This window comes from Mucilaginibacter gilvus (genome assembly GCF_004054195.1).
Taxonomy (GTDB): domain Bacteria; phylum Bacteroidota; class Bacteroidia; order Sphingobacteriales; family Sphingobacteriaceae; genus Mucilaginibacter; species Mucilaginibacter gilvus.
Genome location: NZ_SBIW01000002.1, coordinates 329,262 through 352,960 on the forward strand (window position 1 = coordinate 329,262; position 23,699 = coordinate 352,960).

Below are 23,699 nucleotides of genomic sequence, written 5' to 3' on the forward strand. Positions count from 1 at the left end.
TTCCTTGCTAATGCTACAAAGCGATAGCGCCGATGGCGCAAGTAAAACAGTCAGTCCAAAAGTAAAACAAGCTAATTATGGACCATTTACTTCAGCCCGTCTGGCAAAACGCTTACAGCAGTCCAGCCGCCATCTACCAGCAGGCTTTGCCCGGTAATTTGCCTTGCTCCGTCAGATACCAAAAATAAAACGGTGCTTGCAATGTCCGATACATGGTTCGGGCGACCCATGGGTGTTATGGTTTTCCAGATTCGCTCATAGTCGGCTTCCTGGATAGTGCGTTCTGTTAAGGTGGCACCGGGGGCTACGGTGTTTACCGTTATTTTGTATTGCGATAACTCGATGACCAGGTTTTTAGCCAGCATCTCTAATGCGGCCTTGGTCATGGCGTAGGCGGCTAAACTTTTAAGCGCCTGGTGCCCCACTGCCGACGACATAAATAAAATTGAACCGCCGTTACCCTGTAGCTTCATCTGCTTTGCAGCTGCCTGAGTTAAAAAGAAGGTGCCTGCCAAATTCACGTTCATCACTTTCGAAAAATCCTCTTCCGAATAAGTAAGAAAATCCCCATACAAGGTTATCCCTGCGTTGGCTATTACTATATCCAAGCTACCGTATAAGGTTACTGTCGTGGCAACCATCTCATTAATAAAGCTTACGTTGCTACAGTCGCCGGGCATTGCGTGGCAATTGCCGGCCTGGGTCTCTCCAATGATGACTGATGCTTTAACTGCGAGTACAGGGTCTATATCGTTCAGTACAACCTTTGCGCCTTGCTCTGCCAGCATCCTGCAAATTTCGAAACCTATACCTTGGCCTGCTCCCGTTACTATGGCTGCTTTATTTTTAAAACTCATGGTACTACATTAATACGGATTTATTAAAATTGATACCCTCCTCCGCCTGCCAAAAATATTTAACGCGTTAAAGATGCCTGCACTTGGCTGGCATACAATTTATTATAGTACAGTCCCACTAAGGGGTGGTCGCAATTGGTTTATTAAATTGGCTCGGTTGGGGTAACCTTTATCAAATGTATTAAACGGCTTTTTAAAAAAGCATGAGGCGGGTTATTTTTTTAGCCTACGGATATATTTAGTGAGACCAACTACAAGCACACATAGCCTGGAGATCAAAGATCAACCGGGCTATGTACACCGAATTAAAGATACATGTACTTTAATTGCTAAGGCTCATCCTGGTGGTATATACCTGCTGGGGCAAACCACCATTCACATCGCCTTGAAAATACCTGCAGGCTGGCGCAAATTACATTTCATAAGACTCAAGAATGTAAAGCGCAGGCTGGACATCCTTTACCACCCCCATAAACACCAGTTGACAACAACCAATACCGGCACACTATTCTCCGCGGAATTGACCATAGAGCTCGATTAGCCCACTATTTTAGCCAGTGCTCTTTGAAATTGAGCCTTTCTTGCCTTATATTGTGATATCTTTACTGTTAAATATAATACCATGAAACACGATGACGTTGTTGCCGCGCTAAAAGTAATTTCCGAGAAGGGGATGGCGATAAACATAAGCAAGGATGACCTGCAGGACCTAAGATTATACAACCTGATAGAGGTTGCCAAGGGCGCGGAAAAGGAACGATCGCCGGCTTGTATTTTAACCAAAAAAGGCCGGGTAATGCTCAAGGCAAATTTAAAGCCAAAACCCTGATTATCTTCTACTTAATCCTTATTGATCAGCATTAGATTTCTGCGTGTGACAATTAGCGCTGCCAACACAATAAAAGTATGCAGGGTAATTAGCAAGGGCGTCCCAAACACCCAGGGTTTAGATAATAATCCATTGTTTAATAGATAGTTAAGAAAGCTAAGCACATAACTCAATATAAATACCAGCGGCAGGGTTAAAAACCCCAAAATATACAACCAGGCCCATTTATTGCTGATAACCCTATAAGCTTTTATTATCGGCGGTAGCCCTAAAAGCAGCAATATGGCTGAGCAAATAACTACCATTTGCGTATAACTAAAACCTGTTTTGAGCAGGTGACGGGTTACTACCATCTCATCTCCACTGCCCATCATGGCCTGGCTGATGCGCCCGAAAGGAATATTGGCAAACACCAACGAAAACCCAACTGACTGATTATTAGGTTTTTTAGAACACAACAACCACATCCCCAGCCATATCAGGATAAATGAGAACAGCGGACCAGCCAGCGTGGCTACCCACGAAAATGGGTGGTTTAGTTCGCAACCCTCGCACAAACCCCAAACATTAAAATCACGGCTTCCCCAAGCACCGCAGATGATGCGGCCTGTTATAATATGCACTGTTTCATGCAGTTCGAGCATGATGAGCACCAATAATAAAAAAGTGAAGATATATTTAGTGGAAAGTTTTAACCGCATGATAAGGCTTGTAAATAATGGCATCTGACGCCATTTGCCAACCATTGGTTACAGTAGTTTTTACGCGCCTATTTTATACGAACTGATAGAAAAACGGTAAAAACTGCAAAATCACTTGCGAAAACTTCCGTGAATTTTCAATTTTTGCAGCTTTTTAGGGATAAATTACTGCTTTTTTAGTGTTTTTTTATTCCCTTTTTTTGATGGCAGCGGCAGTGTTTTCAACGCCCGGTCTGATCTTTTATGAAACTTACCCCGTGAGCATACTCCGGTTTTTTCAGCTGCTTTTTTAATCCCTGGAAACTCCTGGTGGGGCCCTCCGCGGCAAGCATGTTGATCAACCAGGCGGGGATGTTACCTCCGGGATCTACCTGCAGGGTATACACCACTTTTATCTTATCTTTTTCAATGGGTATAATAATCCATTCGCCTTTGGAAGCGGTTATCCTCACAATATCTTCCTTCACCGGTACAAAACCCGGCACGGCGGGGCCATCTACCGTTACCACTTTAGTTTCGGGGTTCTGGCGGACAATGAGGTGGGCAACAAAATCGCGGTTGGTGGCGGGCCATGGTACATCTATCTCAGAATAGTAATACACTTCTGACGGTGACACCTGTTTTATGAGCGTACACAGTTTAGTATGCGAAACCCATTCCGTACAGTTTTTTACATCCAGCAGCACTTTTACCAGTTGCGCCGCGGTAGCATCCAGATCCGCCTCCACTTTTATGGCTTTAAATTTAGATCCCGGCACTAAACTCGTAAAAACCTTTATACCGTCCTTATCCGTTTTTGGGGTCCATTTATACTGGGCGGATGCGGTGGATATCTTTAATATAAATACGAATAAAAGCAACTTTTTATACATGGAACAACTTTATACTGCTAAACGCCGCAAAATAGAAATTATTAGCTTCATGTATTATTCCTGCTACAATTATGACAATATACAGGTAAAGCACCCCCAGATGAGACCGAACCACGCCCCTGCACACTAAAACCTCCACAGTATCGGGCAGCTCTCATTCTCCATTTATATCTTTCATTTTTTGTTTGCATACCCCCTCGCTTACAAAATAAGCACGCTGATATCGGGCCGTTTAAACGCCACCAGCGTGTTAATCATCAATTTTGTTATTACCTTGTCGCTCTCGGCTATGGTGGCTATGCTATCCGAAAAGTTTATCGAAAAACGGGGCATTAACCTCGGCAAAAACTGATAAAACGACTGGAAAAACCATCCGCCCAAACCCTAATTGTAAAATAATTTTTATCGTGATGAAAATTAAATTAACCATTTGCTCTTTGCTCGTTTCCTCCTTATTTTATTCAACCCTACAGGCGCAAACTGCCGGTACGGTTACAAACTATGTTGCCAACCGCGCCCCTTTGCGCCAAAACCCTTATTTAGAGCTGCCCTTGGGTGCCATAAAACCACAAGGATGGCTGCGCGAGATGCTCATCCGCCAAAAAAATGGCGCTACGGGCAACCTGGATAAACTATACCCGCTGGTGATGAGCAAGCGCAACGGCTGGCTGGGCGGCGATGGCGACCAATGGGAACGCGGCCCCTACTGGCTGGACGGGCTTTTGCCACTTGCCTATATTTTAGGTGATAAGGCTTTAATAGCCAAGGTAAAGCCCTGGGTAGAGTGGAGCATTAAAAGCCAGCGCGCCGATGGTTACTTTGGCCCCGCGAAAGATTACGCCAATGAGCCCGGCATACAGCGCGATAACACCGCCGATTGGTGGCCGAAAATGGTGATGCTGAAGATACTGAAACAGTATTACTCGGCCACGGGCGATAAACGGGTGATCGGCCTCATGACGAATTACTTTAAATTTCAGTTAAAGGAACTGCCATCCAAACCGCTGGACCATTATACTTTTTGGTCGCGCTACCGCGCAGGCGATAACCTGATGGTGGTGTACTGGCTCTACAATATCACGGGCGATAAATTCCTGCTGGATCTGGCCGACCTGTTGCACAAACAAACCTTTGATTTTACCGACGCGTTTTTAAACACCCCCCTGCTTTCGCAGGATGGCAGCGTGCATGGCGTTAACCTTGCCCAGGGCATGAAAGAGCCTATTGTTTATTACCAGCAGCATACCGATCAAAAATACCTGGACGCAACTATCAAAAGCTATAGCGACCTGCGTAAATACGATGAAATGGCGCACGGCCTATTCGGCGGAGACGAGGCACTGCACGGTAATAACCCCACCCAGGGTTCGGAACTGTGCACCGCTGTGGAGATGATGTTTACGCTGGAAAGCACTTTAGAAATTACCGGCGACGTAAACTATGCCGACCGGCTGGAGAAGATCGCCTTTAACGCCCTGCCTACCCAAATAGACAGTAATTTTGTAGACAGGCAATACTTTCAGCAGGCCAACCAGGTGATGCTTACCCGCCACACGCGTAACTTTGATACCAACCACAGCGGTACCGATGTTTGTTACGGCCTGCTTACGGGCTACGCCTGCTGCACATCAAACATGCACCAGGGCTGGCCAAAATTCGCCCAAAACCTTTGGTACGCCACGCCGGATAAAGGGCTTGCCGCTTTAGTTTATTCGCCCAATGATGTAAAGGCCTTTGTTGCCGATGGAAAGGAGGTTACCTTTAAAGAAGAAACCGCCTACCCTTTTGGCGAAACCATCAAATTCACCTTGAGCACAAAAGCTAAACAGCTTGCCTTCCCGCTGCACTTGCGCATACCGCAATGGTGTACAAAAGCTACCATAAAAGTTAACGGGCAGGTGGTGCTGGAACCAAAAGGCAACCAGATAGTGCAGGTAAGCCGCGAATGGAAGAACGGTGATGTTGTGGAGCTTACCCTGCCCATGCACGTGTTTAAAAACAACTGGTACGAGAACTCCATATCGGTGGAGCGCGGGCCAATTGTATACGCCCTTAAAATTGGCGAGCAGGTAAGCCATGTAAAGATCACGGATAAAGACTCGGTAGATTATGGTAACGCTTACGACGAAATTCGCCCCACTACACCCTGGAACTACGCTTTGATAGCCCAGCCGGATAATAAACTGAACGAGCATTATAAAGTTGTAACCACAGGCACAGTAGCAAGCTACCCCTGGAGTGTGAACAACAGTCCCATCATTATCAAAACCAAGGGCAGGCGCGTACCATCATGGGGCTTGTATAACGATATGACCGGGCAACTCCCCTACAGCATTGGCTACGGGCTGGATGCCGAAAAGGAGGAAGATATTATACTGATACCTTACGGCTGTACCCGGCTCCGCGTTTCGCAGTTCCCGGTGGTGTGGTAGCTGCAATGTCGCGGGTATACGCGCCAAAAAAGTTTACAAAAGTTAACATATTTTTGTTGTGTTAACTTATAGATGGCTGATAATCAATTATTATAAAAACAGAGGGTTAACACAAAAACAGCTTTTTATTTGCAGAATTTTAGACAATTTATAGATTTCGCCCCCTCCCAAATGTTCCTGCGGCATAGTTCTATTTTTGTTTTATAGTGCCAATTGGATAGATTTACAAAGATGCCGATACAAAACCTGATCGCCTATTTTAAGGATTACTTCCCGCTGAATACAAAGGAGGAAAATGACCTGGCTGCGCGTTTTAGTGAACGGGACTTTAAGCGCCGCCAACTGGTTTTGCAACAGGGCGATGTTTGCCGGCATTTTACATTTGTGATATCGGGCTGTTTAAAAATGTACGCGGTTGATCAAAACGGGAAGGAGCATAACATCCAGTTTGTGGCGGAGAACGACTGGGCCACCGATCTCAGCAGCTTTTATTCCGAAAAACCAAGTCAGTTATACATCGAAGCTGTAGAACCAACCGCGGCGCTGCAGATAAAACACAGCGACTTGTTGTACCTGTACACCAACCATCATAAGATCGATCATAATTTCCGCGTCATCATCGAACAAAAATATATCGACCTGCAAAACCGCGTGCTCCAAAATATCAGCTCATCGGCCGAGGAACGGTACGCGTATTTTTTAAAGCAGTACCCAAATCTTACCAACCGGCTCCCCAATACCCAAATTGCATCATACCTCGGCGTTACGCCGGAGTTTTTAAGCACCATCGGTAAAAACCTTATCTACAAAAGCTAATTCTTAAAATATTTTAAGATTATTTCTTAAGATACCTTATGGGTTACCGTACCCTAAAGAGCCGATATTTGCCTTGTATTAATTATTCGTAAAATGAAAGCTATTGTAGTGTATCAGCCGGGCGGCCCCGAGAATTTTGTAATGGAAGAGCGCGCCCTACCCACCCCGGGCGATGGACAGGTTTTGGTAAAAGTGAAAGCCTTTGGGCTGAATCGTTCGGAATTGATGACCCGGAAAGGCTTATCACCGGGTGTGCAATTTCCCCGCGTGCTGGGGATAGAATGCGTAGGAGAAGTGGTAACTGATCCATCGGGTGAGTTTAAGCCGCGGCAAAAGGTAGCCGCCTTTATGGGCGAAATGGGCAGAGCCTATGATGGCAGCTATGCGGAATATACCGTTTTACCCAAAAACATCCTTATACCTTTTGAAAGCCCCCTGCCCTGGGAGTTGCTGGGCGCAACGCCCGAAATGTTCCAAACCGTGTACGGGTCCCTGCATATAGCGTTGAAAATAAAAAAAGGCGAAAGTTTGCTCATCAGGGGTGGCACATCATCCATAGGCTTGTTGGCTGCACAGCTTGCGAAAAATGCCGGTTTAACAGTTATCTCCACAACCAGGAAACCCGAAAGCAAGGGTGCTTTGTTGCATAACGGCGCCAACGAAGTTTTGATCGACGACGGGAATTTATCCGGGCAACTTAAAGCGTTATTCCCCGCTGGGGTAAATCATGTGCTCGAGCTGGTTGGCGTTTCTAATTTAAAAGATTCCCTGCAATGCGCGGCAGTTGGTGGGTCGGTGTGTATGACGGGTATGCTATCCGAACAATGGTCTGTTGCGGATTTTGCGCCTATGGAATTTATACCTGCAGCGGTTAACCTAACCGTTTACGATAGCGGGCAGATCCGGATAAGTAAAGAACATTTCCAAACTTTTTTAAATGATATCGAAGCTGGTTCTGTAAAGCCAAAAATTGGCCGTGTGTTTAAATTGAATGAAATTACCGATGCCCACCGCCTGATGGACAGTAATGCAGCCGGGGGTAAAATTGTGATGGTAACTGACTGATCACAACAAAAAAACAGCCTACCTAAACAGGAATAGGCTGCCCTTACCACATCACAATTAATCTATTTTTATGCCCGTACAGCTAAGCTTGTACCGGTAATTATTACGTTGTATTTTTTGAGAGATGATGCTGCCGGCCCTTGCAGTACAAAGCCTTCTTTGCTGAAACGGCTGCCATGCAGCGGGCAAATGTAGATCCCCGCGGTCGGGTTATAATTGATGAAGGTACCCTCGTGCGTACAGGCTACCTGCACTGCCGAGAAAGATGCTGCCGCATTGCCTGCTGCGGTACGTGCTAATATTACGCCGTTGGATACTTTGGCATCGCCAACATTCAGCAATTCGGCATCGAGGTTGGTGGTGAATATATTGCCATCGGCGGTTGGTGTGGGGTCCTCGTTTTTGGGGTTGCTGCCGCAGGATACCAAACTGCATCCGGTACAAACAGCCGCCAGGCCAATGCCCAGCTTCGCTAAAAATTCATGTCTTTCCATGGTGTATATATTTTGTAGGGTTAATAAGCTTTCTTGGCCTTTTTGTTAAAGCTGAACATCCTCGAAATGGTAAAACCCAAACGGAACTGCCCCTTGCCCCAATCGCTCTGGCTGGCGCTTAAGTAGCTGGTTTCGGAGATGGCCTTGGCATTGCTGAACACAATGGTGAACACGTGCCCGCCGGTTTCTATTTCGATGCCTACGCCCAGCGGGTCGTAAAAGGCGTTTCCTCCGGTTGCATTGCTGCGGAAGGAGGAAAAGGGGTGCGCGTAATCTACTACGATGCCCATCCGTTTGGTAACTTTTAAGCGCCCCGCTATGCCCATGGCAAAAAAGCCGCGGTCGTTACCCGGTAAAAACGGGAAGGGGGAATTATCACGCACATAGGTTGGCGTTACCTGCAGTGAAAAATTCGATGAGAATTTACGGGCGATGATGGCCTGCGCTACATAGGCAAACCTATCCGAGAAAGCGGGAAAAGCACCCTGATCATCATGATAGGCCTTTACACCGGCCTTGGCTAATAACGTTACGGCAAATGGCATAGCGTTATCTGATGTTTGGTGCACTACGGCGTATTTAAGCCCCAGGTCTACCTGCTGCGCGAATTTACTCCGGCCAAAATCGATATCCAGGTTATCGCTAAGCCCGTATTCAAAGCCGATATAAATATCGCTGGAGTTATCCAGCCCGAAAAAGGTTTTACCCCCGCCCTCCGAGCCGCCAATATCCCCAAAACGGTGGATCACTAAAAAGTTGAGGTTGTTCTTTTTAACGGTTTCGGTAGTGGCACCTAAAATTAACCGGGTTGATTTAAAGGTGGCAATAACAGGCTCGGCCCTGGTAGCGCTATCCATACTGTTCAGCAGCGAATCTGCCGCGGTTTTGCTTTCGGCCGGCTTAGTTTGCGCCCATACGCCGGTACTAATTACAACACAGGCTGCAAGGGATATTAGCTTCTTCATTGTTTATTTGTTATAGGGTTTTAGCTGCTTTTTACTACCGTATAGGTTGCTGATACGTTCATTTTTATGCTTTCGGCAATGTGTTTAAATACCAGTGTAGGGATGTCGATATGATGATCTACACACTTCACCATAAACTCTGATAACATGCTTACCGTGCCATTATTAACCACCACAGTGCCTGCGATGGTACGGGTTTGCTTAACACCGTGCACATCCAACTCGCCGGTTACATTCACCGGGTAGCTGCCATTTTTGGTTAGGTCGATAGGTTCTTTTATCTTTCCTTTAAAGCTTGCCCGGGGGTACTTATCGCTTTCTAAATAATTCTCGTTAAAATGTTCCTGCATCAGCGATTTTGGGAACTGGAACGAGCGAATGCCAACGCTAAAGGCCAGATCGCCTGTAGCGGGGTTATAAACCGATGTACCGGTGCTGGTACTGGCTTGGATATCCTCCAGCGGCGCGGTGGAGAACAGGCTAATTTTTACGTTTTTACAGGCATAGAAATCCTGCCCCGCCTGGTTTTTGATGCTTAACCAGGCAAGTAAAATAATACAGATGTACTTCATGCTACTTTGGTTTGGTGAATGAATTTATGTTCCAGTTGAAACCTACGGCTACCCCCGCGGTATGCAGGTTTACCTGGCTATACCCCACCGGTTTCAGCGGCAGTTTCAGGTAAGGCTGTAAACTCAAACTGAACTTTGAATTTACCCGGTGCTCGAACGTGGCATTTAAATTAAGGTTACTGAACAGATAATTTTGCGGGTTGGCTACAACGTAATTTGCCGGCCCGGCAGGATATGTTGAGCTGTACGTATATTTATAGTTCTCGTGCAGCATAAAATAAGATGACAGCCCCGTACCCAGCGAAAACTTGTTCTTCCCTTTCTGGTAAACCTGGTAACCAATATTCAGCGGGATATCCAACATGCGGCAATCCGCGGTTACGTTGGTTGGATCCTGTTTAAACTGGTACGCCGTGGTGTAATTGGCAAACGTAGTTGCATACGGTTTAACAGAATAAGTTGCCCCGGTGGTTATCGTCCATTTTTTGATGCTTACGGAAAACATCGCCCCAAAATTGCTGCCCACCTTGCTCTGCTGAAAGGAGTTAACCCCGTTAATATCTGATGAAGCGATTACACTCAGCGCATACCTCGGGCGATTAGCACCAAAGTAGCTTGCCCTCACTTTCACCTTTTCGGGTGCTTTGGCCGGTTCTACCTGCGCTGCCACAGCTTGCGTGGAATTTGCATCGGCACCAATTCTTGCAGGTGGCGCGGTATCTTTCTGCATAGCTATCATGTTCGCTTTTGCCGGTGGCACGGTATCCTTTTGCACAGGCGTTACAACCGTGTTGTTCTGCTGCGGTGTAATTATGCCATTGGCGGCCAATATGGTAGCTCCTGTATTTGGGGTAGCCGTTGCTCCTTTTACGTCCGCAGGTTTTCTTTTTGGCGAATAGCTATTCCCCTGGTTCTTATCCGCTGTTGGCGCGTTAACCGCTATATTATTGGTTGGCACATTTACAGCTACCTGTGGTTTATTTTTTCCGCTGGTATCGCTGTTTATATTTTGCGGCACCGGTTTAACCGCTACTTGTTGGGCTGGCTTAACGGTAACCTGTTGTGGTTTAAAAAGCCACCAGCCTAAAAATAGTAAAATCAGGGCCGCTATGCCGCTCAGTAGAGGCAGCCAATAAGCAATGACAGGGCGCTTTTTACCCTTATCCAGCATTTGTTCAAGGGCGTCCCAGTCATCCTCGTTGTAGGCGAGGTTGTTGGCCGGGTCCTCCAGGCGCTTTTTAAATAACTTATCTATATTTTCCTGCCCCTCTTTCATTTCCTGATACCGTTATTAAAAAAAGCGTTTTTGATATCGCTACCGCATATAGCAACTATAGGGTTATAATCCATCCCCCGGCTATAGTTTTGGTTGCTGGCAGCATCGTCTGCTTTTAAGATCATTGTTTTTAATTTTTGTCGTGCCTTGTGCAAATTCGATTTTGATGTACCCGGGCTGATGTGCAGCATATCGCCGATCTCCTCGTGCGAGTAACCATCTATCGCGAAAAGATTAAACACAGTACGGTAGGCTTGCGGCAATTGCTGCACCATGCGCAACAGGTCCTCATAGTTTAAGTTGCCGTCTACCAGTTCGCCATCCGTTAAATGCTCGGCTTTATCCAGGTCGTCGGTATACGCCATTTTTAGGTTAGCGCGATAGTAATCGATAGAAACATTCATCATAATACGGCCCAGCCATGCTTTAAATGGCCGTGTCATATCAAACCTTTCTATATGGGTATATACCTTAAAAAAGCCCTGGTTCATTACCTCGGCGGCCTCATCCCGGTTGTTGGCATAGCGCAGGCAAATACCCATAGAAAAGCCGTAAAATGCTTTATACAGCATTTTTTGACATTTCCTGTCCTGCTTTACACAGCCTCGTATCAGTTGATGTAACTCTTCGTCGCCCATGCGGGTTATTAAACTATATGCCTATAAATTTAACCTATTCTTTCTACATCACGTAAATGCAGGTTTAAAGGTTGCCTGTTTATTTAAAAAATATTTAACCACTGTTTAAATATTTGATTTTAAAGCGGTTAAATTCCTTCTGCAAAATCAACCGGCGTTTATTTCTCCTACCGGTTTATCCCGAGGCAACCCTCAACCCCTTGCAAACGATATACTCTATAACCCTCCTGGCTTACCCGGCGGGTTACAACCTATTATTCATCATACAATATCGTTAAAATGATACCGGTTTCTGTAGTAATTATCACCAAAAACGAAGCGGCCATATTAGGCAGATGCCTTAAAATGGCAAGTTTTATCAGCGATGATATTATGTTGGTAGATAATGGCAGCATTGATGACACGCTAAAAATTGCTGAAGCCTACGGTTGCCGCATTTACCATAAAAACTGGGACGGCTACGGCGCTAATAAAAACAAGGGCATCGCGCTTGCACGACATGACTGGATCTTGAGTATTGATGCCGATGAAATAGCCGATGTGCAGCTCATCCACACCCTGCACCAATTGGCTTTTGACGACCCCGATGTGGTTTACGATATCCGTTTCCGTTCGTACTTTGGTGATAAGCTGATTAAATATGGTACATGGGGCCGCGACCACCACCGCCGCCTGTTTAACCGCACCCGGGTACGGTGGTCGGAAACGGAAGTGCATGAAACTTTGCTGCTCCCGCATGGCGCGAAAATAAAAAGGGTGGGTGGCTACCTGCACCATTATTCGGTACAAAACATAGCCGAGTGCGATAAAAAGGCGGTGCATTACGCGCAATTAAGCGCCTTAAAATATTTGAATGCGGGCAAAAAAGCTACTTTATTTAAATGTTACTTTTCTCCTGTTTTTGGGTTTCTCATCAGCTACCTTATCCGCTTAGGCTTTTTAGATGGGCTAGAAGGGCTGGATATAGCGCTGATGCTTTACAAAAACACCCGGCTTAAATATCATTACTTAAAACTTTTTGAAGAAGGCAAATACCTACCTTCGGCTAAGTTATCGGCATCCAAAAAGCTGGTGGTTGAATATTGATCGTTTTGAAAAGCAAACTATTTCAAAATCTTTCGGCAAATACCCTGCAACTGGTTATTAACCAATTGGCAGGCCTGCTTATTTTTTACCTGCTCTCCACCGGGCTCGATAAAAATAGTTTTGGGCAATTGAATCTCGCGCTGGCTATCCTGATGATGGCCTTTAACCTCCTCTCGCTGGGTATCGACCAGGTCTCTATCCGCAAGATCGCCTCTGGCGAGGATGCCCGGGAGGTGTTGTCGCTTTACCTGTTCCATGTATTGCTCACCGGTTTTTTGTTTTACGGCGCGTTGCTGCTGGGCAGCTTATTCATTAGTCCCACAAATGGCGTTTACCCCTTGCTGTTACTCATTGGCGCGGGCAAGCTGATGATCTATTTTTCCACCCCGTTTAAACAAGCAGCCAGCGGGCTGGAACGTTTCAAAATGCTTGGCACTATGCTGGTGATATCTAACTTTGTACGGAGCGCGGCTTTACTCGTGCTGGCTCTGGCACATGGCGTTTCGCTGCAAAATGCCGTTATTATTTTTATAGTGGGCGATGTGCTGGAGTTGTTGATCACCATGGTTGTTTTCAGTCGCTGCACCAGAATCTCCTTTAGTGTTTTGTTGCATCAGGCGAAATATACCGCCCTACTCCGCGAAGCGCTGCCGCAAACGGGGGTTAATATCCTCACCTCGGCCATCGCCCGGTTCGATTGGGTGTTTATCGGCTTCATGGCGTCGGCGGTTAAACTGGCCGAGTACAGTTTTGCTTATAAAGTTTTTGAGATGAGCACCCTGCCGTTATTGGCCATAGCGCCGCTGCTGATACCCAAATTCACCAAAATGTTTAAGCAGAGTAGCGTAGATACCGCGGGCCTTCAAAACCTGCTACGTGCCGAAATGGCCATCGCCGCTTTTACCGGGTTGGCGCTCAACCTTCTTTGGTCGCCGGTTATTGATGCGCTTACCAATGGCAAATATGGCGCGGTTAACGCCGGCACCGTGTTCATCTTATCGCTTTGCATCCCTTTCCTGTACCTCAATAACTTTTTGTGGACCATCTTTTTCGCCAAAGGCGAAATGAAGATGATCCTGAAAGGATTCATCATTACCTTTTTGGTAAACGCCGGGCTGGATGTTGTGCTGATACCCTACTTTGGCAACGAAGGCGCTGCCATTGGCTTCCTGGCATCGTACGTAGTGCAGGCGGTATTTTACATGAGCCATAATCGCATAAAACAATTAAATACCATTTGGCAAAACCTGGCCATCTGCGTGGGTTGCGCGCTCGCAAGCGGGGCAGCTATGAAATTATGCGCGATCAATTGCTGGCTGGCATTACTGCTGGGCGCTTTCCTATATCTCGTGTTGCTTTATATCACCAAGCAATTAAGATTTAGCGACAGGGAAACCGTGGCAGCTGCGTTTTCGGCGTAAATATTAGTATTTGAGGTTTTTAAAATCCATTTCTGATCGCTCGCATATTTTACTCACCCCGAATACGCTACGCTGTTCGACCCTTTCTGCTCCGCAAAGAAGGTGAAGAAAGAAAAGAAAAAAAAATCGCCGCCATGCGGGGGAGTCAACTCGCGCCGCAAAAATATCCACGATATATCAATATAAATATCCTCCACCGCCGCTCACCACAGGCAACCATTCCAAATTCCAAAGCGTAATGTTTTTAGAGAATTAAGCCAAACGGATGTAATTCCCTTCGGATAAACGGCTGCTGCCGTTTGCTCCTCAATTCAGCTAAAACTATAACACGCAATGGCCACAAGCCCCATCGACATTAAAAAATGGAAGAGTTATGCAGACTGGAAACTGCTTGCCTTACTCCTGCTGTTTTTAAATGTAAAGTTGGCGATAAAGATCCCCGCCTTAGCGCTGATCTACCTGCTACAGTTCGATTTTAAGTTTGGCTTCAGTTTTCAAAACTCGCGGCTGCCGCTATTCTACCTGCTTATTATTCCGCTGTCGTTTATCGGCCTGTTCATCGGCAAAGGTTTCCAAAACATCAATTACCTTATCGTTTTCGCCACGGGGCTATTTTTTTGGCTGCTTTGCATACTGGCTATCCACCAGGTAAAACTTTCCGTAGAAAAACAAAGCGCCCAAACGCTTCACAATACGCTCCTTCTCTTTTTTGCCATCAACGCCGGGGTATCTGCCATCAACCTGCTCCGTATTATCATCGAAACGCATGCCCTCAATCCCTATACCTACCAGGGCAATTATCAAAAATACTTTATCGGCACGGGCGACTATATCAAAGGCGTAACCTTTGATACCAGTACCACCAATGCCGCCATTAATGCCATGGGCGTTATTTATTTTTTGGTGCGCCAAAAACCGTTGATGCTGATGGCCTGCATGGCCACCCTGCTTTTAACCGGCAGCAACTTTATCAATATTGTTTTACTGCTGATCCTCGCCCTGCTGTTTATATTCAAAAGCACCCGCATACAGAAAAGCCTGGTGATTATCTGCCTCATGCTCCTGGCTACTTTTATGGTGAAAGTATCGCCGCAAAATAACACCTATGTAGCCGAAACCATCAAGAACACATTTGAAAAACCTGCGCACCATGCGGTTATACAAACCGCGTTACTGCCGGTAAGCGAGCGGCCGGATTCCACACTGAACTCTGAAGAGCGAAAGGAAAAATTCGCGAAGCTTTACCTGGATAGCCTAAGCAGTGCCGTGTATATTAAAGACACGAGGGGCAAGCCGCAAATTATGGTAAAACCGGTTATCCGTAACGATGATGGGCGCATATTAATGCCGCAGGCTAACATTCACTCGGCCACTTACCAAAGTATAAAAGTGCCGCAGGCGGCCCAGCAACCGCTCATCCGGTTCATCAATACGCACGATACGGCGCTGCCTATTTCTGCCAAAACCATCCGCGTGCCCACCTTGCCGGGTAAGGCTATAAGCGTTTTACAAACCGGTAAATTTTTGATACAGCACCCTTCCAAAATACTTACCGGTGATGGCATGGGGAATTTCTCCTCCAAACTGGCCTTCCGGGCCACAGGGCTGGGTATTGCCGGCGGGTACCCGCACCAATACACCTACATTAACCCCGATTTTTTAGCGAACCATTTGGATGTGTACCTCGATTTTTTCAGCAAGCAAACCGGGCTGCATTCCTTAACCAATAGCCCTTTTTCGGTTTACGACCAGCTATTAGCCGAATACGGCCTCATCGGCTTAGTTATCTTCTTTGTTTATTACCTGTGGTTTTTTGCGCGGCATTACCGCAAGCTTACCTATGGGCTGCCCATTTTATTATTGCTGATGGCTGTGCTTTTTGTTGATTACTGGTTCGAGCAGTTATCCATCCTGGTATTTTTTGAACTGTTGCTGTTCCTCAACATCAAAGAAACCGCCGAACAGGAAGGAGAATTCGCGCATGCCTAAGCCAAAGATCACCGTTTTAATACCCGCCTATAATGCCGGTAAATATATCCACGAGGCCATAAGCTCGGTACTGGCCCAAACCTTCGGCGATTTTGAGCTAATGATCGTGAACGATGGCTCTACAGATGACACGCTTGACGTGATCGGTTCATTTAATGATGCCCGTATTGTGGTTCTCCACCAGGCCAACAAAGGCGTAGCGGCAGCGCTTAATACCGGGCTAAAATATGCCCGCGCACCCTACATCGCCCGTTTTGATGCGGATGATATTTGCTACCACACCCGGTTGCAGGTGCAATACGATTTTATAACCGCACATCCCGAATACAGCATCGTCGGGTCCGAAGCGGATTATATAGATACCGAAGGTGAGTTTTTGTTTACGCACCGGCTGGCGGGCTACAGCTACGACGAAATAAGACAGCTGGATGTGAGCGTTTGCCCGATGATCCACTCCTGCGTGCTGTACAAAAAGGATGTTATTGTTAAGGCCGGCGGTTACAACGAACACGCCTATACTTTTGAGGACCACTTTTTATGGGCAAACCTGCTTAAAACAAAAATGGCTTGCAACGTGCCGCAAGCGTTGATCAAAGTGCGGCTCAACCCCGAATCGGTTACCATTGATGAAAAATGGCATACGCGCAAGTTCAGGTCGATAAAACATACCTCGCTAAAAACACAACGCATTACGGCATCCGAAGGGAAAGAGCTGCACGAGATAGGCAGCACGCAATACTCTCCCAAAAACAAGCAGGGGGCTTACTATGCCCTGTGCGGTAAAAAGTTTTTGCTGAACAATTACCAGCCGCAGCGAGCACGGCGCAACATGGTAAAAGCCATTGCCCTGCAACCCTTACGGCTGGATAATTACCTGCTTTATACGGTGAGCTTCCTGCCCGAGCAATTGATAAACTGGCTGCATATAAATCTGGCGAAATAATGAGAGTGGCATTTATCACACGGTCGACCTTGTATACTGTCCCCGGCGGGGATACGGTGCAGGTGGTGCAAACCGCCGGCCATTTGATGGAAATAGGTGTGGCGGTAGCGATAAAATTATCAAACGAGGCGATCAGCTATGAGGATTTCGACCTGCTTCATTTCTTCAACCTTACCCGCCCGGCAGATATCCTGTACCACAGCCAAAAGGCTAACAAACCTTTCGTGGTATCAACTATCCTGTGCAACTACAGCGAATACGATAAGCAGCAAGCCAAAGGGTTAAGAGCGCTGATCGGCATCCTACCGGCAAACAGTATCGATTACATTAAAACCGTTGCCCGCTGGTTGTTGGGGAAAGACCATCTTTCCGCCAAGAGCTACCTGTGGATGGGGCAGCGTAAAAGTATCCAAAAAGTGCTGCGCCAGGCGGCCCTGATACTACCCAACTCGCTATCGGAATATCAGCGTATTATTAGCGATTACACCTGCAGCGCGAAATTCAGCGTGGTTACCAATGGCATCGATCCAAAGCTTTTTAGCTGCGATACGGAATTGAGCAGAAACAAAAACATGGTGCTTTGCGTGGCGCGGATAGAGGGCATTAAAAACCAGCTCAACCTTATCAAAGCATTAAATAATACAGATTTTACGCTGATGCTCATCGGTTCGCACGCACCAAATCAGCTGGCGTATTATAACCATTGCAGGGCCATAGCCGCAGATAATATCCGCTTTATTAGCCACATCCCGCAGCAGGAGCTGGTTAAATATTATTCGGCAGCAAAGGTGCATATTTTGCCAAGCTGGTTCGAAACCACGGGACTAAGCTCGATAGAGGCGGCCGCCATGGGCTGCAACATTGTGATAACCGATAAAGGCGATACCCGCGAATATTTTGCGGATGACGCCTTTTACTGTGACCCCGGCCAGCCGCAAAGTATCCTGGCCGCAGTGCAAAAAGCAAGCGAGGCGAAATTCAACGAAGGCTTCCGCAGCAAAATATTAAAACAATTTACCTGGCAACAGGCAGCTATACAAACATACAACGCATATCAATTAGCATACTCAGCATGAAACTACGAATTGGCATTTTAGGCACGCGCGGCATCCCCAACCACTACGGCGGCTTTGAGCATATCTCCGAATATGTATCAGAAGGGCTTGTAAAAAAGGGGCATTCGGTTACGGTTTATAACTCGCATAACCACCCATACACCGCCAATAACTGGAACGGCGTAGATATTGTACACCGCTACGACCCGGAATATTTAATTGGTACCGCCGGCCAGTTTGCTTATGATTTTAATTGCCTGGCCGATGCCCGCAAACGGAACTTTGATGTGGTGTTGCTAATGGGTTATACCAGCAGTTCGGTTTGGGGGAGGCTGTATCCTAAGGATAGCGCCATCATTACCAATATGGACGGGTTGGAGTGGAAAAGATCAAAATATTCCAAACCGGTGCAGCGTTTTTTAAAGTATGCCGAAAAACTGGCGGTAAAACACAGCCAGTATTACATCGCCGATTCGCGGGTAATTAAAGGCTACCTGAAGGACAAGTACAGCATCGATAGCCGTTACATCCCCTACGGTGCCGATCTTTTTTCGGAACAGGAACGTGAGCAGTTTGATAAAAGCGAGGCGCAAAAGGAAGACTACTTTTTGCTGATGGCCCGCATGGAGCCTGAGAACAACATCGAAAGTATTTTGGAAGGATTTAACAACAGCACATCGCGCAAAAACTTTAAGGTGCTGGGCGATACCGGCAACCGCTTTGGCAAATACATCACCCATAAATTCAAAAACGACGAGCGCATCCAGTTCAAGGGCTCGATATTTGATAATACGGCGGTTCGGTCGCTACAAAACAATTCCTATTTGTATTTCCACGGGCACAGCGTTGGCGGCACCAACCCATCGCTTTTAGAGGCCATGGCCAGCGAAGCACTTATCGCCGCACACGACAATCCCTTTAACAAATCGGTACTGAGTTCTGACGCCTTTTATTTTAACAACGCTGCCGAGGTGCGAAACCTGGTAGAGAATGTGCAGCGCCACGATACCGAAAAAACAATGGTGAAAAACAACCTGCACAAAATACAATACCAGTTTAACTGGGAAAAGATAATAGACGAGTACGAAGAATTTATAATGGAATGCTACCATGCCCGCCAAATTGAAAAAATTGTTCCCGGCAACAGATAGCCTGGCCAACCAGATCAGCTACTATCATTTAATGTTGCTGTTGATCAGTCTCCCATACGACAGGTTTTACAGCCATTTGATCCTGATCAGCTTCATCCTTCATACCCTTATAAATCTGCGCAAGGTGGATATAACACCATTACTCACCACAACCAATATCGCGCTGACATCCGTATTTTTTGTTACGGTGGTGGGTACGCTTTACAGCATAAACAAACCCCAGGCCTTTAACGAATGGGCTAAGCAAGTCACCATTTTGCTGTTCCCGCTGGTATTTTGCCTCAATCCGATCGATGTGAAAAAATACCGGGATAGCCTGCTTTTGGCATTCGCGTTAAGCAGTACGATGGCCATTATCTTACTGTATGTGCAGGCCTTGAGGGCAATCCGGTTTTATCATTTCCCGTTATCGGCACTATTTTCATCTGATTTCACCAACCATAATTTCTCTGGGCCGCTGGACATCCACGCCACATTTTTTTCGATGCAGGTGGCCATAGCCCTGGTGTTTTTGATAACAGAACTATTGAAAACCGAAACTACGCGCTATAAAGGGTTGTGCTGGTTTTGCTGTGCGATACTGGTCGCAGGTATTATCCAGTTGGGTTCCAAATCGGTGTTTGCGGCGCTGCTCATTATCATCAATATTACCATTCCCGTTTTTTTGCTGAAAGGCGCCGTGCGGATAAAATACGCTACCGCTACGCTTTTCTTATCGGCAGCCATCATCACCGGCATCTACCAAATGGATAACCTAAAAGAGCGCTATATCACCGACCTGAGAACCGACCTAAGCAAGGCAAAAACCGGTGAACTGTTCGACCCAAGGCTGGCCCGCTGGCAGGTTGCTTTAAAGCTGGCGGTACAATCGCCAATTATTGGGCATGGTTCCGGCTCAGAAGTTGGGCTGCTAAAGGAGCGCTTTTTCGAGGCGCGGTTTTACCGCTCTTACCTGGCAGGGCTGAACGCGCATAATCAATTCATCAGTTTTTTTATCAAAACGGGCATCATTGGCTTGCTGGTTTACTTGGGTACCCTTTACTTTGGTTTCCGGGAAGCGGTATTTAGGAGGGATATTCTGCTGTTCGCCTTTATGGTGATCATTGCCGCCGTGTCCTGCTCCGAGAATTTTTTAGATGTGGATAAAGGCATATTTTTTTACAGCGTATTCTTTTCGCTGCTCGTCTTCTCCGGCAATGAAAAAGCAGAACCATCTCAGCATAAATAGTTTAAAAACAGGCAACCAAACTGGGTTTTGGCCCGTCATCATTATATACAATAGCCGATACGGTACCGGTTAAAACCGGAGATAAATAAAATCAAAAGCATCACGTGTTAACCATCAACAGGAATATCTTAGCCGCCCTTGCATACTTTGATATGTTTGATTACCCCCTTACCTACGGCGAGATCTACCTGTTTTTGGGCGAAAAGCATTACCAGGCCCAATTCAACGAGGCCATTAATTACCTGGTTGCCGGTAAAATGATCTACCAGTTTGATAAGTTCTACTCCTTAAAAAACGATTACCTTATCATCATCCGCCGTAACCGGGGCAACCAAAAAGCTGCAGAAATGATAGCGAAGGCCAAAGAAGTTGGCCGGTTCCTTATCAAATTCCCGTATGTGCGCGGCATAGGCATTTCGGGTTCCTTATCAAAGAACTTCGCGGATGAACGGTCGGACATTGACCTGTTTATCATCACCGCCCGTAACCGCCTTTGGGTGGCGCGTACGCTGATGCATTGCTTTAAAAAACTCACCTTTTTGGTAAATAAGCAGCACAATTACTGCATGAATTATTATATAGATGAGCAGCAACTGCAAATTGCCGAAAAGAACATTTACACCGCCATTGAGACTGATACGCTAATCCCTTTGGAGGGCGATGTAGTGTTTGAGAAATTCTACGCCGCCAACAGCTGGACACGCACCCTGCTGCCTAATAAAACCCTGCGACTCGCTTCGGCAAAGCCATTGCCAACATACGTGTTTAAAAACCTCATCGAGTTTTTGTTCAATAACAGGCTTGGCGATATGCTGGATGATGTCTTCCTGAAGATCACTTCTAAACGGTGGAGCAAAAAAACCATGCTGAAAAAACTGAACCTTAGGGGGATAGTGATGGGCATGTCGGCAGGGAAACACTTCGCCAAACCCGACCCGGTTAACTTCCAAAACCGGCTGATAGAGCGCTATAAAAACAAACTCACCTATCTGCTGCAGCAAACCGAAGAGCGCGTAGCGCAATAATTACAGCTTCTTTTTTAGCGAGATAATATAATAATCACCGATGTATTTCCATGGCCAGGCAGTTTTAAATTTGTCCTCCAGTCTGCTCAGGAATTTATAGGCCGTGGGGCGCTTTTCAGCGAAACCTTCGATGTAAGATGGCGGCACGATGGTGCATAAGCCCTCAATACCTAAAACATCAAACTCGTTTTTCAACTGTTTGATGACATAGGATGGGTTATAGTACCAGCATTTAAAATGTAAACCTTCCACATGCGCCATGCTGCCATTGCTGTTAAAAAACCTGCGGAAAGCTGTTTTAAACTTCCCTTTGAAAACCAGCAGCGTTTCCCATAAACAAAATTCGGGGAGGATCACCAGCGTAGCCATGCCGCCAGGTTTTAGCAAGGCCGGGAAGTAGGCCAGCACCTTATCAAGTTCTCCGGTACAATTCAGGCCTGCAAAATTGGAAAAGATCAAATCGTACGGACCTATATTTTTCAGCTCGTTTAGCTGGGTGTAAGAGCAGATTTCATTGGTAATAGTTTCTGCAAATCCTAACTGTTCTGCTTTGCGTTTCAGTTCGGTCTGCATCCCCACGGAGATATCGGTGGCATGAACTTTAAAACCCTGCCTCGCGAAGAATATAGCATCCTCGCCGGTACCGCTGTTCAATTCTAATATGCTGCTGCCGGGTTTAAGGTATTGCAGCACATGAGCGCGTACGCGCTTTCGCTTGTAGTTGATGATGGTATTGCCGCTGTACAGCCCATCGAACAATGCCGATTGATTGCTGAAGGCAGCCTCTGCCAGTTGTTCATTGGAATGGATGGCGTCCGTCATAGCGCGTTCTCCAATCGGTTCAGCTTTAGTTTTTCGATGTAGGTGCGGGGCGTATGGTAAAACACCGAGAGCGCTTTTCTGAGTGTATTTTTTGTTGCGGAGGCCGGTTCTTTGAGCAGTTTAACCAGGCTATTTTTGGCCAGGTGCTTATGGTAATTTTGGTGCACGTAACTATGCAGCTGCTTATAATATGGTGCCGGGAAAGTATTGGTAAACATCAGCGCCATCTCGTCAGAATCGGCCCAGTTGGTTTTCTTCTTTAGTTCGGCCTTTACCTTTTCGTAAAAACCGGTGCCGGGCAAGGGGTACGATACCGAAATGCCTATCTCAAAAGGCAGCAGGCGGTTGATCATCGCAATGGTAAGCCCGATATCGTTTTTTGTTTCACCGGGGTAACCAAACTGGATAAAGAACGAAGGCTTAATGCCATGCTTTTTCATCAGCCCGGTGGCCGTGGCTATCTGCTCGGTGGTAATGCCCTTATCCATGGCATCCAGTATTTTTTGCGAGCCGCTTTCTGCTCCAATCCAAACATTTTGACAACCCGAGCGCGCAAGGGCGGCTACCAATTCCTCCTCCACCAACAGATCGGCGCGGGATTGGATCTTAAATTTAATGCGGAGGTCTTCCTGTTCCAGCAGCCGCGCAAATTCTAAAACCCAGCCGGGTTTCAGCCCAAAAATATCATCACAGAACCAAATGTGGTCCATCTGGTAATTTTGCTTCAGCAGCTTAATTTCTGCCACCACATTTTGCGGACTGCGGGAATTGTAGCGGTTGCCGTAGATAGGCTTGGCGCACCAGTTACATTTAAAGGGACAGCCGCGCGTAGTACCGATGTTGATAGAAAAATAGCCCGCGTGCTGCATCCACATGTCGCGGTATTTTGGCATATCCACCAGGTCCCAGGCGGGCAGGGGAAGGCTGTCGAGGTCCTTCAGCACCGGGCGGGCGGGTGTTTTGATTGTTTTATGGCCATCAGCAAAGGCAAGCCCCATAATGCCGCTGTAGTCGGTAAGGCCGCTTTTGACGTGGTTACACAGCTCCAACAACGTATGCTCCGCCTCGCCGATGATCACAAAATCGGCGCCTTCGGCAAGATATTCGGCATAGCGGTCGGTAGAATCTGAACTGGATACAATCACCGTGCATCCGCGCTCTTTAGCCAGCTTGCACATTTTAAATGCTGCCTCGCGCATATTGGTGAGGCACATTTTTGTGAGATAGTTGAAGCCGTCATCGTAGATCACAAAGAATTGGGGCGAGTGCGCTTCTATGGCCGGGGTTACTTCATCCGCGCTGTGCGCAAACATGGTATCAAATAAACTTGTCTCATATCCATGCTGCCGCATCAGGGCAGCGGCGTATAAAGTACCCAATGGCGCATAGGGCTGCCCTATGGACCATTGCTTTGGGTCGAAACGTAAAAAGTAGGAATGAGTGAATAGGATGCTGCCCATGT

At 46.7% G+C, this 23,699-nt stretch carries 24 protein-coding genes; 14 read left to right on the forward strand and 10 right to left on the reverse strand.

Going from position 1 to position 23,699, the window contains the following annotated elements; all coding sequences use genetic code 11:
• Positions 1 to 86: 86 nt before the first annotated feature.
• The gene (locus EPL05_RS04670; protein WP_128532577.1) at positions 87 to 857 is read right to left on the reverse strand and encodes an SDR family NAD(P)-dependent oxidoreductase; all 771 of its coding nucleotides are present in this window, start codon (positions 855 to 857) and stop codon (positions 87 to 89) included.
• Positions 858 to 1,098: 241 nt separating this feature from the next.
• On the opposite strand from EPL05_RS04670, the gene EPL05_RS04675 reads away from it, so the two are divergent.
• Both EPL05_RS04675 and EPL05_RS04680 read left to right on the forward strand, forming a co-directional pair.
• Complete coding sequence (locus tag EPL05_RS04675) at positions 1,099 to 1,398, forward strand: hypothetical protein (RefSeq protein WP_128532579.1); 300 nt, start codon at positions 1,099 to 1,101, stop codon at positions 1,396 to 1,398.
• An 81-nt stretch (positions 1,399 to 1,479) separates the two neighbouring features.
• Complete coding sequence (locus EPL05_RS04680) at positions 1,480 to 1,686, forward strand: hypothetical protein (RefSeq protein WP_128532581.1); 207 nt, start codon at positions 1,480 to 1,482, stop codon at positions 1,684 to 1,686.
• 11 nt (positions 1,687 to 1,697) lie between these two features.
• Here EPL05_RS04680 and EPL05_RS04685 read toward each other — a convergent pair whose 3' ends face one another.
• Together EPL05_RS04685 and EPL05_RS04690 are read right to left on the reverse strand one after the other, a co-directional pair.
• A complete protein-coding gene (locus EPL05_RS04685; RefSeq protein WP_128532583.1) occupies positions 1,698 to 2,387 on the reverse strand; it encodes a hypothetical protein in 690 nt (229 codons plus the stop codon).
• A gap of 221 nt (positions 2,388 to 2,608) precedes the next feature.
• Positions 2,609 to 3,259: an START domain-containing protein gene (locus EPL05_RS04690; protein ID WP_128532585.1), complete on the reverse strand. Its 651-nt coding sequence runs from the start codon at positions 3,257 to 3,259 to the stop codon at positions 2,609 to 2,611.
• Positions 3,260 to 3,440: 181 nt separating this feature from the next.
• Here EPL05_RS04690 and EPL05_RS23885 point away from each other — a divergent pair, with 181 nt between their 5' ends.
• The 4 genes from EPL05_RS23885 (at position 3,441) to EPL05_RS04705 (ending at position 7,572) form a co-directional block, all read left to right on the forward strand.
• Positions 3,441 to 3,611: a hypothetical protein gene (locus EPL05_RS23885; RefSeq protein WP_166727630.1), complete on the forward strand. Its 171-nt coding sequence runs from the start codon at positions 3,441 to 3,443 to the stop codon at positions 3,609 to 3,611.
• A gap of 58 nt (positions 3,612 to 3,669) precedes the next feature.
• Positions 3,670 to 5,691, forward strand: coding sequence for a beta-L-arabinofuranosidase domain-containing protein (locus EPL05_RS04695; RefSeq protein WP_128532587.1), 2,022 nt, complete (start codon positions 3,670 to 3,672; stop codon positions 5,689 to 5,691).
• A 213-nt stretch (positions 5,692 to 5,904) separates the two neighbouring features.
• Positions 5,905 to 6,507 carry a Crp/Fnr family transcriptional regulator gene (locus tag EPL05_RS04700; protein WP_243837214.1) on the forward strand — a complete coding sequence of 201 codons (603 nt, stop codon included), beginning with the start codon at positions 5,905 to 5,907 and terminating at the stop codon, positions 6,505 to 6,507.
• Positions 6,508 to 6,600: 93 nt separating this feature from the next.
• Positions 6,601 to 7,572 carry a zinc-binding alcohol dehydrogenase family protein gene (locus tag EPL05_RS04705; RefSeq protein WP_128532589.1) on the forward strand — a complete coding sequence of 324 codons (972 nt, stop codon included), beginning with the start codon at positions 6,601 to 6,603 and terminating at the stop codon, positions 7,570 to 7,572.
• Between the two features lie 68 nt (positions 7,573 to 7,640).
• Here the strand turns inward: EPL05_RS04705 and EPL05_RS04710 are convergent, their stop codons facing one another.
• From EPL05_RS04710 to EPL05_RS04730, 5 genes are read right to left on the reverse strand one after another with little or no spacing between them, the layout of a single operon-like run.
• Positions 7,641 to 8,066: a QcrA and Rieske domain-containing protein gene (locus EPL05_RS04710; RefSeq protein ID WP_128532591.1), complete on the reverse strand. Its 426-nt coding sequence runs from the start codon at positions 8,064 to 8,066 to the stop codon at positions 7,641 to 7,643.
• A gap of 20 nt (positions 8,067 to 8,086) precedes the next feature.
• Positions 8,087 to 9,031: a DUF5777 family beta-barrel protein gene (locus EPL05_RS04715; protein ID WP_128532593.1), complete on the reverse strand. Its 945-nt coding sequence runs from the start codon at positions 9,029 to 9,031 to the stop codon at positions 8,087 to 8,089.
• 20 nt (positions 9,032 to 9,051) lie between these two features.
• Positions 9,052 to 9,603 carry a YceI family protein gene (locus EPL05_RS04720; RefSeq protein WP_128532595.1) on the reverse strand — a complete coding sequence of 184 codons (552 nt, stop codon included), beginning with the start codon at positions 9,601 to 9,603 and terminating at the stop codon, positions 9,052 to 9,054.
• A 1-nt stretch (position 9,604) separates the two neighbouring features.
• Positions 9,605 to 10,879: a RodZ family helix-turn-helix domain-containing protein gene (locus EPL05_RS04725; RefSeq protein ID WP_128532597.1), complete on the reverse strand. Its 1,275-nt coding sequence runs from the start codon at positions 10,877 to 10,879 to the stop codon at positions 9,605 to 9,607.
• On the reverse strand, positions 10,876 to 11,517 hold the full coding sequence (locus tag EPL05_RS04730) for an RNA polymerase sigma factor (RefSeq protein ID WP_128532599.1): 642 nt from the start codon (positions 11,515 to 11,517) through the stop codon (positions 10,876 to 10,878). Before EPL05_RS04730 ends, EPL05_RS04725 begins: the two co-directional genes overlap by 4 nt.
• Before the next feature lie 279 nt (positions 11,518 to 11,796).
• Between EPL05_RS04730 and EPL05_RS04735 the strand changes: the two genes are divergently transcribed.
• From EPL05_RS04735 to EPL05_RS04770, 8 genes are all read left to right on the forward strand, one after another.
• Positions 11,797 to 12,603, forward strand: coding sequence for a glycosyltransferase family 2 protein (locus EPL05_RS04735; protein WP_128532601.1), 807 nt, complete (start codon positions 11,797 to 11,799; stop codon positions 12,601 to 12,603).
• Positions 12,604 to 12,608: 5 nt separating this feature from the next.
• Complete coding sequence (locus EPL05_RS04740; protein WP_128532603.1) at positions 12,609 to 14,024, forward strand: oligosaccharide flippase family protein; 1,416 nt, start codon at positions 12,609 to 12,611, stop codon at positions 14,022 to 14,024.
• 333 nt (positions 14,025 to 14,357) lie between these two features.
• Complete coding sequence (locus EPL05_RS04745) at positions 14,358 to 16,013, forward strand: hypothetical protein (RefSeq protein WP_128532605.1); 1,656 nt, start codon at positions 14,358 to 14,360, stop codon at positions 16,011 to 16,013.
• Positions 16,006 to 16,956: a glycosyltransferase family 2 protein gene (locus tag EPL05_RS04750; RefSeq protein WP_128532607.1), complete on the forward strand. Its 951-nt coding sequence runs from the start codon at positions 16,006 to 16,008 to the stop codon at positions 16,954 to 16,956. The genes EPL05_RS04745 and EPL05_RS04750 overlap by 8 nt, the downstream gene beginning before the upstream one ends.
• Positions 16,956 to 18,032, forward strand: a complete 1,077-nt coding sequence (locus EPL05_RS04755; protein WP_128532609.1) for a glycosyltransferase family 4 protein — start codon at positions 16,956 to 16,958, stop codon at positions 18,030 to 18,032. The genes EPL05_RS04750 and EPL05_RS04755 overlap by 1 nt, the downstream gene beginning before the upstream one ends.
• A complete protein-coding gene (locus tag EPL05_RS04760) occupies positions 18,029 to 19,162 on the forward strand; it encodes a DUF1972 domain-containing protein (protein WP_128532611.1) in 1,134 nt (377 codons plus the stop codon). Before EPL05_RS04755 ends, EPL05_RS04760 begins: the two co-directional genes overlap by 4 nt.
• The gene (locus EPL05_RS04765; RefSeq protein ID WP_128532613.1) at positions 19,122 to 20,390 is read left to right on the forward strand and encodes an O-antigen ligase family protein; all 1,269 of its coding nucleotides are present in this window, start codon (positions 19,122 to 19,124) and stop codon (positions 20,388 to 20,390) included. Before EPL05_RS04760 ends, EPL05_RS04765 begins: the two co-directional genes overlap by 41 nt.
• Before the next feature lie 104 nt (positions 20,391 to 20,494).
• The gene (locus EPL05_RS04770; RefSeq protein ID WP_128532615.1) at positions 20,495 to 21,415 is read left to right on the forward strand and encodes a hypothetical protein; all 921 of its coding nucleotides are present in this window, start codon (positions 20,495 to 20,497) and stop codon (positions 21,413 to 21,415) included.
• Here the strand turns inward: EPL05_RS04770 and EPL05_RS04775 are convergent, their stop codons facing one another.
• Positions 21,416 to 22,237 carry a class I SAM-dependent methyltransferase gene (locus EPL05_RS04775; protein WP_128532617.1) on the reverse strand — a complete coding sequence of 274 codons (822 nt, stop codon included), beginning with the start codon at positions 22,235 to 22,237 and terminating at the stop codon, positions 21,416 to 21,418. It abuts the gene before it with no gap.
• A complete protein-coding gene (locus EPL05_RS04780) occupies positions 22,234 to 23,697 on the reverse strand; it encodes a B12-binding domain-containing radical SAM protein (protein WP_128532619.1) in 1,464 nt (487 codons plus the stop codon). Before EPL05_RS04780 ends, EPL05_RS04775 begins: the two co-directional genes overlap by 4 nt.
• Positions 23,698 to 23,699: the final 2 nt, after the last annotated feature.